Consider the following 17118-nt stretch of genomic DNA (forward strand, 5'->3'; position numbering starts at 1 on the left):
TATTAATTTCCTCCGTCCATTTTAAAGTCTAGTTGTACAGTTAAACCCGGTTGTCTCATTGATTTACCATCAACAACTTTTGGTTTGTACTTCCACTTACGTAAAGCTCGTTTAGCTTCTTTGTTAAAGATTCGTTTAGGTTGAGCTTCAATAACTTTAACATCTTCAACACCGCCAATTTCATTGATAGTAAATGAAAGCTTAACCCAGCCCTCTTTACCATCTCGAGCCGCTTGTATTGGATACTTAGGTTCAATACGTACGATTGGCGTCGCATCACCATCGCGACCAAAACCTGCTCCAGGAGCAGAAATACCCGCATTAGCACCGGCTAATTGTACGCCCGGCATATTAAACGTTAGTCCACCGTTGTTACTATTTGTCTCAGGCTCAGGCGCTTGAGGCTTAGGTGGCGTTTTTGGCGGCGGCGGCGGCGGAGGTGGCACACGCTGGCGCCTCTCAGCTGCTGATTTAGGTGGCGTCGTATTAACTTCAACAATAATATTATCTAATTGCTCTTCTTTAACTCTATCACCGCTAGAGACAAGAAATGCCATAAAAGAAAATAGTGCAAAAGTTACGGCGGCGCCTAGTAGTATAGATACTAAAAAGCGAACCATAAACTACCCCTTAGCTGCAGCAATAGAAATTCTATCTATGCCCGCTTCTTTAATTGCATCCATTACTTTAACAACAACGCCATGTTTTGCGTCTTTGTCAGCTTGAATGATTACAACATCAGTAGGTTGCTCAGCTAATAATTTCTCAATGTTAGCCGCAACGCGTTCAACATCTACACGACGTTTATCTAACCAAATTTCACCAGTATCTTTAACTGCAATAAAGATATTAGCTGATTTTTGTTTAGATTGATTTGCCGCTTTTGGCTTATTAACTTCAATACCAGCTTCTTTAACAAAAGAAGTAGTTACGATGAAGAAAATCAACATGATAAATACGATGTCAAGCATCGGTGTCATATCTATTGCTGCTTCTTCGTCTTCACGAATACGTTTACGTGCCATTCGAATATCTCTCTAGTGATGAGGTAAACTGTCAACCAGTTTAGCCTTTGCTAGTTTAACTTTAGCGTCTAACCTTGAACTGAAAAACACCCCTGATAATGCAGCAACCATACCCGCCATTGTCGGGATTGTTGCCATTGATATACCAGACGCCATCAGACGCGGATTACCTGTACCTTGTTGTGCCATAACTTCAAACACACCGATCATGCCGGTTACGGTTCCAAGTAGTCCAATAAGTGGACACATTGCCACTAAGGTTCTAATTGTGAGCATACGTTGCTCTAGTAGTTCTGTCGCTTCGGAGATCCAAGTATCTCTAATTCGATGTGCATACCAAGAAGTAGTATCTTCTCGGGCATCCCAACGTCCGACAATATCGTCTTTCATTTTTGGATACACATTAGATAGAAACCAATAACGCTCTATCATCATTATCCACATCAATAAGAGTGCGAAGGCAACAACGTATAGTACGTCACCGCCAGTCGCAATAAAACTCCTGACAGATTCCCAAAGCTCTATCAGGAATAACATTATTTAGACTCCTTCTCTGCAATCGCAGCGATTAAGCCAGCGCTTTGCTCGTCTAATTTTTGTAATACAGATTTACTCTTACTTGCAACAATACTGTGTACTAAGATAAGTGGTAATGCACAAATCAGACCTAAAGCAGTTGTAACTAGCGCTAGTGAGATGTTACCCGCCATAATTTTCGGGTCACCTGTACCAAATAATGTAATAGTTTGGAAGGTCATAATCATACCGATAACCGTACCTAATAGACCCATTAGAGGAGCAATAGCTGCGAACATCTTTATTAAGTTAATACCACGGTCAACTTTAGGTGTTTCACGTAATATTGCTTCATCTAGCTTAAGCTCAAGCGTTTCAGCATCAACCGACTTGTTATCAAAGTAAACTTTCAATAAGCGGCCAAGAGGGTTATTCTCGTTCGGTTGATCAAGATTCTTCTCTTGAGAACGGATTTTAGCACTCATCGCACTTAGAACAATCATACGTTCAATAGCAATGATTAAACCAATGATAAGTAAAACAGTGATTGCATAACCAACGTCTTTACCTTCATGGTAGAATTCCATTAAGGTTTTCTTACGTGTTTCAAGCGTTAAGATTGCGCCACGTGAAGGATCAACATAAAAAGGAGAGTAACCAGAGGTTTCACCAAAGAATGATGCTGCTGCACCGGCAATGTAGCCAGCAGGCTGTTTAGCTAGAGGCTGAACTTGAGCAACTTCGTCATTATACGTTAAATAGCCATTTTCAGATACTAAGTTAAACGTACCAATACGGGTAACTTCTTCTGTTGACTTTGAACCATCTAAGTTAGTTACTTCAGCGGTAAACTTAGAAATTTCACCTGATTGCGTCATTTCAGTTTGCAGTGCAAACCATAACTCTTCAAGTTGTTCTAATTCAGGAATAGCTTTTGAGTTAGCAATTACGTCTAACACTTCACCACGTCCTGGGTATTCAGCTGAAACAATTGATGTTGCAATAGCACCGTATGCATTAGCGGCAGCAGCACGACTCACACCAAACATTTCGCCTAACGTACCTTTAGCGTTATCTAATTCAACAGCTTTTTGTGCCAAGGTAATTTCGTTAGCAGCATATTCTTTAGTTAAACGCTTGTTACGTGCTTGTTGATTCGCTAATTCTTTCTTCGCTTTATTAAGTAAAGATTGCTTGTCAGAGCGAGCCGACATGAATTCAGCTTCACGTTGCTTGTCAATTTTAGCTTCGGAAATACGATCAGCTTTAACTTGCTTTAGTAAATCATCTAATTGATTCGCTGACGCTGAAGTTGCTACTGTCATTGAAGCAGCAAGTAATACAAAGTTAATTACTTTTTTCATTATTTTGCTCCTGCTGCAAATACTGGAAGTTTAGCTAGATCAGGTGGAAGTTGCTTACGAGCCATACGAATAGCATCAGTAACTGGTTTTAAGTATTCATCCCCTAAAGCTTCCCATGCACGGCTTTCATTATTCCAAACCCAAGCATTTTTCATATCAAGAGATTGTGCAACAAATGAGATACGTCCCATATGAAGGAAATCAGCAGTAACCATGCGGTCACCTAGATCTAATTCAGCTTGGTACGCAGCAAAAACAGTACCGTAGTTGGCTTCAATTTCGTAAGCTTCAAGTACTAAGCGAAACTGTTCAGAAACTGAAACGTCCGAATCGCCCATGATATTACGTAAACCAGCAATACGCTCTTTACGAGCTTCGATGTTCATAGGAACATCAAGATCAACGAACTTTTCTAGGGTATCAATCATTTTGTACATTAATGGTACAACACCTTGCTTGGTTTTATCGATACCACCAATTTGATCTTCTAATGATTTAATATTAGCTTTTTGATCATCAACCATAAGTTGTACGTGATCGTTATAACCTTTAAGAACATCAGCTTCATCAACTGTATTACGGTACTCAGCTAATAGCTCTTGAGTTTGCTCGTAAATATTGTCGATTTTGCTTTGTGATTTGCTTGAAGCTTTAAAAATTTGAGCTTCTGCTTTTTGTAGATCTGTTAATGCATCTGCTGCAGCGATATTACTCGCTGAAAATGCTAGTGCGCCAATAATCGTCGAAGCGATAAGGCTTTTCTTGCTTAATTTGGACATAGTTCCCAACCAATTGCTATTGAATTTTGATAACAAGCTTATTGTTAACGCAAATTTAATAATCTGCCATTTTAAGTTTTAATTTCTCTAGAATAAAACCATGCAATATTCCCAGACGACAGCGATGCTGTCAACTAAGTACATTAAAAAGACAGCCTATTTTACCTATATATAGGTAAATAAACTTTTTTGTAACGAGAATTAAACACAATATTCAGTTGATAACAAATATTATCGTTAATTTTCGCTATTACAAACATTCCTTCTAATTGTAAAAATATATGCTGAGTATGTTTTACTAACTCTTTCGTAGTAAGTCAATAATATTTACAATTTATACTGAGAAAAAACATTAATTGGTGAGTTAATAAACAATATAAAAATTGTATAAACAATTATTTATATTTATGCCTCTTGAAATGGTGATATTAACTACCCTCAATAAGTAAAGTGTTCACTTTCAGCTTTTTAAAATATAAAAATGAAAAAGCCAGTCAATCGACTGGCTTTATAATTATTGATTACTTTTAGTAAAGTCTAGCAATTAAAACTTAACGTTAGCCTTTACGAAGAAGTAACGACCTAACACATCATAAGTATACGGGTCAGTATTTGAGTCGTTGTTACCTGAGTAGTATGGAGGTTGCTTATCAAATAAATTATTTACACCGCCAGAGAATGTAATATTTTCATTGTAAAAATAAGCACCTGATAAATCATGATATACGACAGAACCTACTGTTGGCGCGTAGCAGCTTGCAGGGTCTTTGTCACATGATAAAGAGTCCATGCCGTCAATGTAGCGCCCTTCATAAGTTGCTTCCCAACTATCGCCTTTTACATTCACAGTTAAATTAGACTTAATATCTGCATAAGCACCGCTACCAGAAGTAACAAAGCCAGTGTAATCAATGATATTGCCATCTTGGTCTGACTCTTCAAAGTGATCTAATACAGAAGTATCTAAGCTAACACGCCAGTCCAAGCCAGCAGTTTCAAATGCATAAGTAGCATTGAAGTCATAACCTGCAGTAGATTGACCACCGATATTTTGTAAACCGTTGTTAAATGCAATACGACCTGTGCCATCGATTGAAATATTTGCAGATTGACACACGGCAGAATCATTGTTGATATTATTACCATCAGCATCCATACACAGGTTTGCGATGTAGTTATTATCTACAGAACCAATAGCATTAGTAATTTCAATATCATAATAGTCTAAGGTAATTGATAGTCCAGGAACAAATACAGGCTCTAATACTACACCAACCGTCATGATATCAGCTTCTTCAGGCGTAAGAAGAGCATTACCACCTACAGTTACTTCTGCTTGGGTATGTGCTGATGCAGGGTGTGTAATTTGATTAAATGACGGTGATTCACCACCAAATAACTCATCTACTGTTGGTGCTCTAAAGGCTGTTGAAGCCACACCACGAAGCATTACTTGGTCATTCATTTTCCATGTTAAACCTAGCTTCCATGTATTATCGCTACCAAATGTATTGTAGTCAAAGTAACGCACTGCAGTACTAAGCTCTACGTGTTCAGCGAATGGCATATCGTCTAGCAATGGAATTGCAAGCTCTAGGTATGCTTCATTAACGTTAAATGATCCTGAAGTTGGTTCAACACGTGGATCGTTAGCCATACCTTGTGCTGTTAAAGAGTCGGGAGTGTAGTATGCTGACTCTAAACGATGCTCATAACCTGCTGCAAAACCGATAACACCAGCTGGTACTTCCATTAACTCGCCAGATAATGAAGCAGCAAAAATATCCATTTCACTACCACCAGAGTTTAACTCGGTATAAATAAATGGTGCTATTGAGTCGCCAGTCCAAGAAGATTGCGTAAATGGGTCAAACTCTTTGTTTTGCACAGCATCGTTAATTGCGCCAATATTGTGTAGGTTAGAAAGTTTATCTACAGAATCGTTACGGCCTTTGTTATAAGATAGATCCCAAGCAAAGCCATTTTCTAACTCACCTTCTAGACCTAAAACGATACGTACGGTATCAACAACTTGTGAGAAGTCACGTGTACCTGTATCTGACATACGACGACCATAATCTAGCTCTTCGCCATCAACAATACCATGGTTCAATAATTCTTTATTCATCCAAGATGAATCGTAAACCCAAGCTTCGCTATTCCAAATAGGTTGTGGTGCCATTTGTTGCTCAGACCAACGTTTTGTGTACATTGCTTCTGTAAAAAACATTAAATCGTCAGATAACTCATAACTACCATTTACAGTAAGGTTTAAACGTTGCATAGGTGTAAATAAGTAACTGTCTTTCGAGTAGTTAAAGCGATCATTATCATCACCTGAATAAACGAAGTCGTGATATTCGCCGCCACGGCCACTTAAATCCGCTGTGTCACCCCAAATATGTCCACCCTCAGCATAAACACTACCAGCACAAAATAGGCCGTCATCACCTTCAGCAATTGGACACTTCGAAAAGTCACGGTCTGCCTGACTCGCTTCACCACGGTCAGTATATTGGACACCAACGACGATATTACCTTTGTCAGACGAACCACCTAAAGTAAAATCAATACTAGACTCATTTGCATCATTTTCGCCAGACATGCCTGTTTGAATGTTCATTTCAAAACCTTCGTAGTCACGCTTTAAGATTACGTTTACAACGCCCGCAACGGCATCAGTTCCGTATACAGCTGAAGCACCATCTTTAAGTACTTCAATACGTTGAATCATAGAAACAGGGATTGTGTTTAAATCAACAGAAGACGCTGCACCAGTTCCAGAAGAAATCATACGACGACCGTTTACAAGTACTAAAGTTCGTGCTGCGCCTAAACCACGTAAGTTAACACGAGCGTTACCACCTGAGCCATTATTAATACCAGGGTTAGTCATTGCCCCACCAGCAGCAGTCATGCTTTGTAAAACACCATCAATTGATGTTGCACCAGTCGCTAAGATTGCTGAAGCGTCAATTACCGTTACAGGGCTTGCAGTTTCCATATCTGCGCGTTTAATGCGAGAGCCTGTTACTTCAATACGCTCTACACTTTTTGCTGCTTGGTCTGCGGCATATACTGATGTAGTAGGTGCTGATGCACCAACACCTACTAACATGGCAAGGCTTACTGCTTTTGCTGCTTTACTTCTGTTTAACATATTCACTCCTGAGCCCACTTATGAACTTCGTTTTTGTTTTAATATATTGATTTTAAGACTATTTTGTCTTTTATTTTTTTAGCGGTTATCCCGATAAAAGATGCCAAGATATTAAACGTCGCCTTGTAAACGAGTCAAAACGGTCACAAGCAGAAAAAATATTAAACACATAACAAAATGAAAAATAAAACAATAAAAACAATTTGTTATACAAACATGAGATATCGTAACTCAAGCCTCAGTACAACCATTTGTAACAAGAAGAAAAATATTTAAGGGGGAAGTAAAAGCACTTGAGAAAAGCAAAAAAAAACAAGGACAATCAAGCAATTAAAACAAAAAACCTGATATCAACAAAAAAAAGTCGGTTAAAATAAAAGGTCTACAAAACAAAGAGATAAGCAAAATACCAAAAACATTTTCAATTAATTTGTTACAAGCTAACAAATTCACTACTAATTCCTCAACCTTTTTACAATCTAACAATTAATTTGTTCCAAAATAATCTTTAAATAAAATGTTAATTCTCCTAATCGCCGCAATAAGTAATATCGGAAAATATAGCAAACAAATAGTCTCTCTAAGAATCACACGGTACTTCTAAAGGTTATGTTATAGAAATAGTCCACATTATTATAATTACTCCCTCTCCTACAGAAGGAAAATAATTACAAATAAATATCTTTCTGTTTACATATTTATTTACATAATCTTGCTTGTAATTAATTTGGTCAAAACTAAAATTATCAAAAAATTAAAAGGAAGTTATTATGTTACAAGCTACAAAATATGTTGTGCTGTTGGTTTTAGCTATATCAACGTCACCGGCAGCCGCTAACGAACTAGTTACTAGCGAGTACGACGACATGCCAAGACTAAAAAGTCATTATTTACAGAAAATAGATTCTGCATTGCATTCACTTAATGCCAAGAATTTTGAAAGTGCATATGAGAAGTTATCAAATACAGCAAGGTGGGGTCATAAAGAGTCGCAATTCTATTTATCAACGATGTATTTACAAGGGCAAGGAACAGAGCAAGACGTAGCAAAAGCATGGGTTTGGCTTAATTTAGCACTAGAGCAGCGTAACACTGATTGGGTCACCATGAAGAAGAGACTAGCAAAGTATATTCCAGAAAATGCCCAGCAGGCACTTGAGAAAGAAATTGAAGTATATAAAAGCAAATACGGCGCAAAAGCCAAAGGGTTAGTTTGTCGTGCTAAGAAGGGCGTTGGCTCAAATCGGCTAGAAGAGCGTTGCGAGCACAAATGGACTTTGTAACAAGTTGTTTATAATTATCGCGTAGACTGCTTGAATTAAATTAATTAACTACTTTATTCAAGCAGTCTATCTGAAACTAAAAATAACATGTCACTGTACAAAAAGTTCAGATTATTTTAGTGCTAACTGAACCGCTTTCGACAGTGAAGAAAAAATCTTACTCCAACGATCATATATCAACATAAATTCCCTAATGGCTTCTTTTTCTACTTCACTGAGATCAGGATGCCAAATATCAAAAATAAGGACCGCTCTAGCATTTTCTGAGTGATTTTCTGCCGAATGCAAAAAGCTATCATCAAACACCAGTACTCCGTCATGATGCCAAGTTTTCCTTTCTCCGCCTACCGTTATTGAGCTTTTGGAATCAACATCTATTGGTAAATGAACCGTTAATTTAACATTCGAAAGACCATAATGTGGCGGAATTTTAGTATTTGCCGGTAATATAGAAATAAATGCTTCAGGTGCGTGTGGAGGACAATTAGCGATCACATCCGCGGCAAAGATTTTTTGGATTTTCTCCATTTCTGAATTTACTTTACATTCTTTACCTGCTTTTAATAAGTGTATTGATTGCCACTTTTTGGACAGTAGCACCCAATCCTGCTTTGTTGTTTTGGTATCAATAGTCTCTATATAGTTCTCTCTTTTAACATCTTTCAATACTTGTTTTAATGACGCCATATTAGTTGTTAAGTTATCGAGTAATGCCCGCAATTCGGGAATTTCATCAACTTGATAAAATGGCTTAGCTAGCAACTGAGGAACATTAAAAAAGCTACCCTTTTGCAACTCTGAATTTGATGTATATTGTTCAAGGCCAAAAAAGCAATTTATGGCCCGATCAATTCTCTTGCTCTTACCAAGAAATGGTTGCATTTTTTGATGTGCATCACGCTTCAAAAGATTGCTTACGTTACTAAAGTGTTGCCGGAAACTGGCTTTTTCTATTAATGTTTTAGAGGTAAAAAATAACGGATTAAAATCATGTAATTTTTTATATGCATCTAATGCCACTTCATATTCCTGTTGGCACACACATGCTTCCGCCTGTAACAAGAACAATTCAATGTTGCTGCCATAACGTTTTAAAGCAATATCAACTTTCTGTCGTGCCAATAAAAATTCTTTTTGCTCTATATAGCTCAAAATTTCAAATTTAAGTGCACATAAATCATTTGGAGAAGCAATGAGCAGTTTCGAGCATTGCTGTATACACCGCACTAAATCGCGAGTATTAAAGTAAAACTGAATAAGAGTTTGATGAGCAATTGTGCTATTTGGATGTTGCTCTAGGATTTTATGTGATAAATTTTTAGCATCGATAAGACGGTTATTCTTCACATACAAATTAAGCTGTTGTTCCTGGTCAATCATTTTTAAAAGCTAAAATAATTTAAGAGATTCAGCATACTATATTAGAAGGTTACTAAAAGCAAAATGTCGAGCAAGCTCGACATTAAAGTCCCCATTTAAAGCAGAGCTTATTAGAGGTCACCACCGGTTGTAGCGTGTCCACCTTGACCTGCTTCCATTGATTTTACAGCAGCTTCACGTTGTCTATCACGCATTCTTTTAGTACTACATCTTTTTTTCTTGATATTACTACCAACACTATAGGTTTTTTCACAACGATAACCAGACTCGTTCATAGCAATTTGAACATCTTCTCTAATTTCTTTTTTATCTGCGCTATTAGTAGATGAGCAACCGACAGTTAAAAATAACCCTGCGGTTAATAGTGTCAATCCCATTTTATTTTTCACGTTACGTCCCTTTTATCATTAACAATTTATAAACATTTAATCTACAAAACTTTTAACGTGAATACAAGTGGTTTCAATAAAGAATTCATATCACTAGCTTCAGCTTGAAAACTAAAAATAACAATATCTGAAAGTATTTAGAGCAAAAAAAAGCCTCTATAAAGAGGCTTTTCGATTTAATCCTAATAAAGTTTTATTAGAACTTAGTACTTACGCGTACATAAGGGAAACGGCCTGGGATTTCATACATAGATGGATCAAAGCTGTTCGCAAATGTTGTGTAAGAAACGCGAGGATCAGTATCCCACAAGTTGTTTACACCAGCAGTTACTTTAATGTCGTCCGTTACAAAGTAAGTAACAGAAACATCATGATAAGCCATAGCTTTCAGTTTATTAGTACTTTCTTTAACTAAATCACCGTCTTCATTAAATGATGAAACTCCTGGGTTACTACAAAGTTTGTCTTCGTATAATACGCCAGCTGAATCAGCATCATCTTCGAAATCACATTCTTCAACAGTTTTGCCGATATAACGAACTAAGTAGTTTGCAGACCAGTCACCATTTGTCCAACCTAAGCTGATGTTTGAACGAACACGTGGTACAACATCACGGTCAAAAGCTTTGCCAGCTTCGTTAAAGCTAACAGAAGTATCTGTTACCGGATCTACACTGATAACCGTACGTTCATCAATATATGTTAAATCCATACCAAAATTGAAGTCGCCGAACTCAGTTTCGAAGTTATAATCAATTTCTGTGTCAAAACCAGAGGTAGTTTGACCACCTAAGTTAACAAAACCATTGAATAAATCTTCAACACTACCACCCGCGGTACGCTTGATAAGGTTACAGAAAGTTGTACCTGTTTCAGCACATGCATTTAATATTGTTTGTGCACCTGTTGTAGAAACGGCACCATCAATTTCAATATCAAATACATCAAACGTTACAGATAGTCCTTCAACCCACTCAGGGCTGTATACAAAACCGTAAGTGAATGTTTCAGCTTCTTCAGGTTGTAGATCTGGGTTACCACCTGTAGTTATACGAATTTGCGCGTTAGGTTGCTGATAGTTATCAGGTACGCCAGCACAACCAGGTTTACTACCACCACCACCATTACATGGATCGGTAAGTGCAGGGAAACCATCACCATTACCAGAGAACAACTCTGAAATAGAAGGAGCACGGAATGCTTCAGACCAAGTACCACGAAGTAGTAATTCGTCGTTTACACGCCATTTCAAACCAATTTTAGAGTTAGTCGTATCACCAAAGTTACTGTAATCAGAGTAACGTGTTGCTAATTCAAGATCTAAACTTTGTACCATAGCTACATCTGCAACTAATGGAATAGCTAGCTCTAAGAAGTACTCTTCAACACTATAAGCACCTGATGTAGGTTGACGAGAGTTACCAGAAGTAATTCCTGCAGCAATTAGAGCATCAGGTTGATCAGAGCCTGATAACCAACGTTTTTCCCAACCAGCAGCAAAACCAGACATACCGGCAGGTAACTCAAGCAAATCACCCGAGATGTTTAATGTATAACCTTTAAGCTCAGACTCTAATGCGTCTTGTGCAGTGAAAGTGATATAATCAATCATTTCCTGCGTCATTGTGCCTTCACCGATACCAGTAGCACCACCGAATAAGTTCAACGGAGTACAAGGAGCTACACAATCAGCTGGGTCACCAATAGCTAACTTCACACGATCCATGTTTAATAGACCATCTGTAATTGAGTTTTGTTGAGTGCGAGAATAAACGTAGTTAGCATCCCAGTAAAATACTCTTTCGCCAATTTCAAATTCACCTTCAAAACCACCGTTAAATTGGAAGTGGTCAACATCTTGGTTAAATTTACGGAAACCAGCTTCAAACATACGACGGCCAACTAAGAATAAATTACCTTCATCACCTACAGCGCTGTCAGTAGTTAAATCCATGCCCGTTGGGTTCCAAGGGTTATTCGCTGAAATAGTGAAACCTGTGTCACCGAACGCTGAACCGAAAAATAAAGGAGTTGGAGCTAAAAGTTGAGATGATTTACGGTTACCGTACATAACTTCTGCGTTAACACGCACTGTATCACTCAACTCATAGTTTGCTTGTGTATATAAATTTACACGCTCTTGAGGTGTTGATAAGTAGTTAAACGGTGCGTAGTTGAAACGACTATCTGGTTCTACCCAAGGAGCTAAATTACCGTTACCGTCAGTTGTATGATTTTGTAATCCATCTTGGTCGAAAAACATAAAGCGACCTAGAGGCGTACCTGATGAACCATCATATCCTGGATCAGTGCCATATACAGGCACTGATGATATATCACGATCACCAGCAAATGTTGCTTCTTCTTTAACGTAACTTACGTTGAAGTATACATTGCCTTTATCATTAGCAACACCGAAACCTAAGTCATAAGACTCTTTACCGCCATCACCTTCGTCATACTCACCTTTATACGCTGAAGCATGAACACCTTCAAAATCTTTACGAGTGATGATGTTAACAACACCAGCTACGGCATCAGAACCATAAATAGCTGAAGCACCATCTTTTAGTACTTCAATACGTTCAATAATTGAAGATGGGATGTTATTTAAATCTACTGAACCACCTAAGGTAGTAGCAAGACGACGGCCATTAATTAATACTAACGTACGATTTGAGCCAACACCACGAATGTTAAGTGTAGTTGAACCATTACCACCGTTGTTACTGTTAGTGTTGATTGCAGAACCCGCAGATGGAATAGATTGAAGAACATCACCAATAGACGTAATACCAAACTTTTCAATTTCAATTGCAGTCATTACGGAAACAGGGTTTGCACCCTCAACATCTGCACGTCTAATACGTGAACCTGTTACTTCGATGCGCTCAACGCCTTCTTTTGCACTTTCTTCTTCAGCTGAAAATGCTGGTGCTGAGATTGCTGTCGCTGTACCTGCGCCGAACATCATGGCAACGCGAACAGCTTTAGCGATTTTGCTATTGCTATACATATTTACTCCCTGGATCACTTTCGTGACTCTAGTGTTTAAAATCAAGGCTATTTTGCCTTGTTTGTTTTTATTTTTGGTCGTAGACCTTAATCTATCGACCTAGATATTAAACTTAAAATTGTTAACGGGTCAACACAATTAGTTACGTTTTGTTCCAACAAGTTACACCTACTATGTAGATAGCAACCACAAAAACAAAAATAAACAACAAAAACAAAAACTTAAAAACACTAAAAAAGATAACACGATTAACATTTAATTGGTCAGTCTTGTCACACCTAAATAATACGTAATTTTTCGTCAATGCAAACAAAACACAAAAACCAATAAATACAAAAACTTAAAAGAAAGTGTTTTTTTTTAAAAACATGAAAAAAAGGAATATGTAACAAAATAATTAATATAAAAAAATAAACTTTTTTACATGCTATAAGGCAAATTCATACGAATTTCGCTTTATATGTAAACATAAGCAGACAGTTATTAAGGTTCTACTTGTATTTAATTTAGTCATTAAAACTAATTAATTAAATTTGATTAATCTGGATGTTAACAAGCATCTTAAAATCTCTTTACTAACTACTAGTTGATATTTTCCAATTATTAGCTCAAAAAAAGTACAACGAGTTAAAATTATATTGAAAATTTTACTTAACTTATTAGGAAAGGTAGCTATTGAGGCAGTCTAATATAAGTACGTTTTCGGGTATTCCGTGTACTTACAGATAAAGAGTAAAAATATCATTATTTTAGTTGGAGTAAGGTGACTATAAATTGGCAAAGCAGCACTTATAAAACTAACTTTAAAAGCTGCAATCTCACCGACGAATATCTATCATTTTTATTTTTAAATAAAAATAGCTCCTTCATAATGAAGGAGCTATTTTAAAGGAGCTTGATATGCTTATTACCAAGTTCTAAAGTTATATCACTTTATTTAGAACTTTGTAGTAACACTTGCTTGGAAGTACCGCCCTGTAACATCAAACGCCTCAGATACAGTGTTAATACCAGTACCACCTTTATCATGTCCTTGGCCTGCAAACGGCGGTTGTTTGTCAAACAAGTTACGAACATTAAAACTAAATTCAGTATTATCAGTCATATGATAGTTTGCCGAAATATCGTGATATACCATTGAAGGATAAACATTTGACTCTGCAAGTGGTTCGAAATCAGTAAAGTTAAAATTATCGCCTTCTACTGAATCAACTGATTCTTCCCAATAACGTATCCTCCAAGAAAATGAAATATCTTCTAAAGCATAATTCATATTTAGGTTAGCTCGATTGTCAGGGTTTAATACTTCGCCAGCAAAATCAACGGAACTACCGTCTTCAATTGCTGTTTGTACCCATTCACGAGTATGGTTCCAAATAAGATCTGCTTTAAATGTGCCAGGGCCAAACTCTGCAGTGTAATTAAATTCAATATCAATGCCTGATGTTTCGATATTATTTTCATTGCTTGTGCCAGAGTCAACTTCAGTTAGCGCACCATTTGCGTCACGAACCGTTGCACCGTTACATGTTGCAGAAAACTCTGATGCTGAAACAGCAAAACAGCGATTTAGCACGGTAGTTCGACTGGTAGTGGCAATTGCATCTTCAATCGAGATGTCATAGTAATCCACTGTCATCGACAAACCATCCATAATCTGCCATACAACACCTGCACTCCACGTATCAGCTGTTTCTTCCTGAATATCTGGACTACCACCAATCGTACCACCGGTACTTTGAGCCTCGATTTGTGTTAGCTCAAATGCTCCTTCAGCTGCAACTCGAGCAGCAATACTTGGAATTGACAAACAGTTAATGGCTTCTTGAGAGGTTGAAGCTGCTGTAATACCGTTACATGGGTCAGTAACGCCAGCAAAGGTTTCTCCACGACCACCAAATAAATCAGCAACGTTTGGGTTACGAATAGCTGTTGCTGCCGACGCTCTAAACATCAACTCATCAGTAGGTTGATATTGCATACCAACGTTCCATGTCGTTGCGTCTCCAACAATTTCATGATCTGAAAGGCGTACCGCTAAATCAAGCTCTAAATCATCTGTAATCGGCAATATTGCTTCACCAAAAATATCATTACTATAGAATGAACCATTGGTAGCATCTGATTTATTAGTTGAAGAAGCACCAGTTTGTGCAAGATCTCCAGGGCTAAATGCACCTTTTTCCAATCGATGCTCAGCACCAAAAGCCACTGAAACATTACCACCAGAAAGTTCAAACGGTAATTCACCTGTAACTGAAGCAGCAAAAACAAATTGCTCAACACGACCTGCTACTTTTGCTGGCGCTTTAACATAGGCAACTGCAGCGTCTGAAATAGTACCGGCGCCAAACATATCTAATGGTACACAACCTTGAAGACGAGCAAGCTCATTTACACACTGTAATGAACCATCAGCAGTTTCTTCAACATCAAGCGCAAAAGCTGCTCGTTCAACATTAACTTGTCCACCATTTTGCTGTGTTTGATCAGTTTGTCCCCAGCTAAAGTAGGTATTCAAATTCCAGTTATCATCAATATTCCAATCAAAACCTGAAGCAACACGAATGGTTGAACGCTCTAAATCCGTCGAGCGAGGGCCAAACTCAACCATACGGCGTCTAAAGCCCACTTCATTTAAGTCGGTTACACCGTCCGCAATAAGATTATCACGCAACAAGTCAGGCAATAACGGTGACATGACACTCATACCACCATTACCACCACGATCATTAAACCAGATATCGTCATGAACTGTTAATGCGTATGGTTCAATTGTAGAGTCATTAGTTTTTGTAGAATTCCAGTTCATTTCAGTGAAAAAATTAATATTATCACCAATCTCTTGATTGAAATTCATCGCCACGTATTTCCGCTCTAATGGCGTTACTAATTGCCTAAATGCAGCACGGTTAAACCTGTCACCATCAAAGCCTGCATCACCATCGAAAGGTGTGCCATCGCCATTATAGCCACTACCAGTACTACCTATACGTCCCTGTGGTGGAAATGATGAAAATACATCACCAATAACTTCATTACCGTTATCATCTAAAATTATTGCTCTATCAACAGCAGAAAAATCGCGATCTGATGACTTTAAACCTTTGTCTTCATCGTAACCAAACGCCATAGTTACGCTACCAGTATCCCAAGTATTACCAGCAGTAATATTAATAGCATATTTCTCTCGGTCACTTTCATCAGAAATACCGGTTTGAGCATTAACTTCAACACCTTCGAAATCTTTACGGGTAATGATGTTTATAACACCTGCTACCGCATCCGTACCATAAATTGCTGAAGAAGCACTTTTAAGAATTTCTATACGTTCGATCATCGCTGCTGGAATTGCATTTAAATCTACGGCATAACCAACTGATGGTGACACACCAGAAACAAAACGGCGGCCGTTAACTAACACCAAAGTACGCTCTTCCTGCAAATTACGTAAAGCAGTAGTATTTAAACCAACACTTGAATTAGTAAAAGAGGTATTTGATTGATCTGAGCCTGCTACAGCAACAGGACTAGTATTTAGTACGTCAGCAACGTTTATCGCACCCATTTCCAAAATATCACTACGACCGATAACAGTAACAGGAACTGGTGTTTCCATATCGGTACGTTTAATTCGCGAACCCGTGACTTCAATACGTTCAACATCATCAGCATCTTCTTGAGCCAACGCAGAAAAACTTGGTACTGTCATCAGTACTGAGCTAGCACTAAACATAAGTGCTAGTGAAATCGATTTTGAAATTTTATTCTTTCTATACATGTTATTCTCCCTGCATCACATAAGTGATGTTCATGCTCTAAAGTTCAGAGCTATTAAACTGCTCTGTTGGTTTCGAAATTCTCAATATGGGTAGCTAAAAACAAGCCACAAAGAAAGCCTCGATTTAGAGACATACTAGGCGTACAAGAAAAGATAAAAAAACTACAATTATTTCAATTCATTACTCACTGAAACAACTAGGTTACACTTTAAAACAAAAGCACTAAGACACTAAAAATTTAACCATTAAAATCAATACGTAACAAAAAAAATAACGATTACAACTTTAACATTATGTAATTCCCCTCTAACAAAAGCTGAAACATTTAAAAGAAATTAAACAAATAAAATCAACAAGATAGAATCATTAAAATTTTAACGAAATTTTTAACAAATGACTGACACAATTAACCACCATAAAAAAT

Annotated in this window: 11 protein-coding genes; 1 reads left to right on the forward strand and 10 read right to left on the reverse strand. The window is 37.6% G+C overall.

Annotated elements, in window-relative coordinates; all coding sequences use genetic code 11:
* Positions 1-2 precede the first annotated feature (2 nt).
* The 6 genes from AC27E9_RS07350 to AC27E9_RS07375 all read right to left on the reverse strand — a co-directional run bounded on the left by AC27E9_RS07350 (position 3) and on the right by AC27E9_RS07375 (position 6844).
* Complete coding sequence (locus tag AC27E9_RS07350; protein WP_487128735.1) at positions 3-620, reverse strand: energy transducer TonB; 618 nt, start codon at positions 618-620, stop codon at positions 3-5.
* A 3-nt stretch (positions 621-623) separates the two neighbouring features.
* A complete protein-coding gene (locus tag AC27E9_RS07355; RefSeq protein ID WP_487128736.1) occupies positions 624-1025 on the reverse strand; it encodes an ExbD/TolR family protein in 402 nt (133 codons plus the stop codon).
* A 12-nt stretch (positions 1026-1037) separates the two neighbouring features.
* Positions 1038-1562 (reverse strand): MotA/TolQ/ExbB proton channel family protein, encoded by a 525-nt coding sequence (locus AC27E9_RS07360; RefSeq protein WP_487128738.1) that lies wholly within the window; start codon positions 1560-1562, stop codon positions 1038-1040.
* Positions 1562-2905 (reverse strand): MotA/TolQ/ExbB proton channel family protein, encoded by a 1344-nt coding sequence (locus AC27E9_RS07365; protein WP_487128740.1) that lies wholly within the window; start codon positions 2903-2905, stop codon positions 1562-1564. Before AC27E9_RS07365 ends, AC27E9_RS07360 begins: the two co-directional genes overlap by 1 nt.
* Positions 2905-3684, reverse strand: a complete 780-nt coding sequence (locus AC27E9_RS07370; protein ID WP_487128742.1) for a DUF3450 domain-containing protein — start codon at positions 3682-3684, stop codon at positions 2905-2907. The genes AC27E9_RS07365 and AC27E9_RS07370 overlap by 1 nt, the downstream gene beginning before the upstream one ends.
* Positions 3685-4228: 544 nt before the next feature.
* Positions 4229-6844 carry a TonB-dependent receptor gene (locus AC27E9_RS07375; RefSeq protein WP_487128744.1) on the reverse strand — a complete coding sequence of 872 codons (2616 nt, stop codon included), beginning with the start codon at positions 6842-6844 and terminating at the stop codon, positions 4229-4231.
* A 770-nt stretch (positions 6845-7614) separates the two neighbouring features.
* Between AC27E9_RS07375 and AC27E9_RS07380 the strand changes: the two genes are divergently transcribed.
* The gene (locus AC27E9_RS07380; protein WP_487128746.1) at positions 7615-8127 is read left to right on the forward strand and encodes a hypothetical protein; all 513 of its coding nucleotides are present in this window, start codon (positions 7615-7617) and stop codon (positions 8125-8127) included.
* Between the two features lie 111 nt (positions 8128-8238).
* Here AC27E9_RS07380 and AC27E9_RS07385 read toward each other — a convergent pair whose 3' ends face one another.
* From AC27E9_RS07385 to AC27E9_RS07400, 4 genes are all read right to left on the reverse strand, one after another.
* The gene (locus tag AC27E9_RS07385) at positions 8239-9507 is read right to left on the reverse strand and encodes an aspartyl/asparaginyl beta-hydroxylase domain-containing protein (protein WP_487128748.1); all 1269 of its coding nucleotides are present in this window, start codon (positions 9505-9507) and stop codon (positions 8239-8241) included.
* A 110-nt stretch (positions 9508-9617) separates the two neighbouring features.
* Positions 9618-9896: a hypothetical protein gene (locus AC27E9_RS07390; RefSeq protein ID WP_487128750.1), complete on the reverse strand. Its 279-nt coding sequence runs from the start codon at positions 9894-9896 to the stop codon at positions 9618-9620.
* A gap of 196 nt (positions 9897-10092) precedes the next feature.
* Entirely contained in the window at positions 10093-12912 is a 2820-nt protein-coding gene (locus tag AC27E9_RS07395) for a TonB-dependent receptor (RefSeq protein WP_487128752.1), read from the reverse strand.
* 937 nt (positions 12913-13849) lie between these two features.
* Positions 13850-16693, reverse strand: a complete 2844-nt coding sequence (locus AC27E9_RS07400; protein ID WP_487128754.1) for a TonB-dependent receptor domain-containing protein — start codon at positions 16691-16693, stop codon at positions 13850-13852.
* Positions 16694-17118: the final 425 nt, after the last annotated feature.

The organism is Colwellia meonggei (assembly GCF_057537295.1).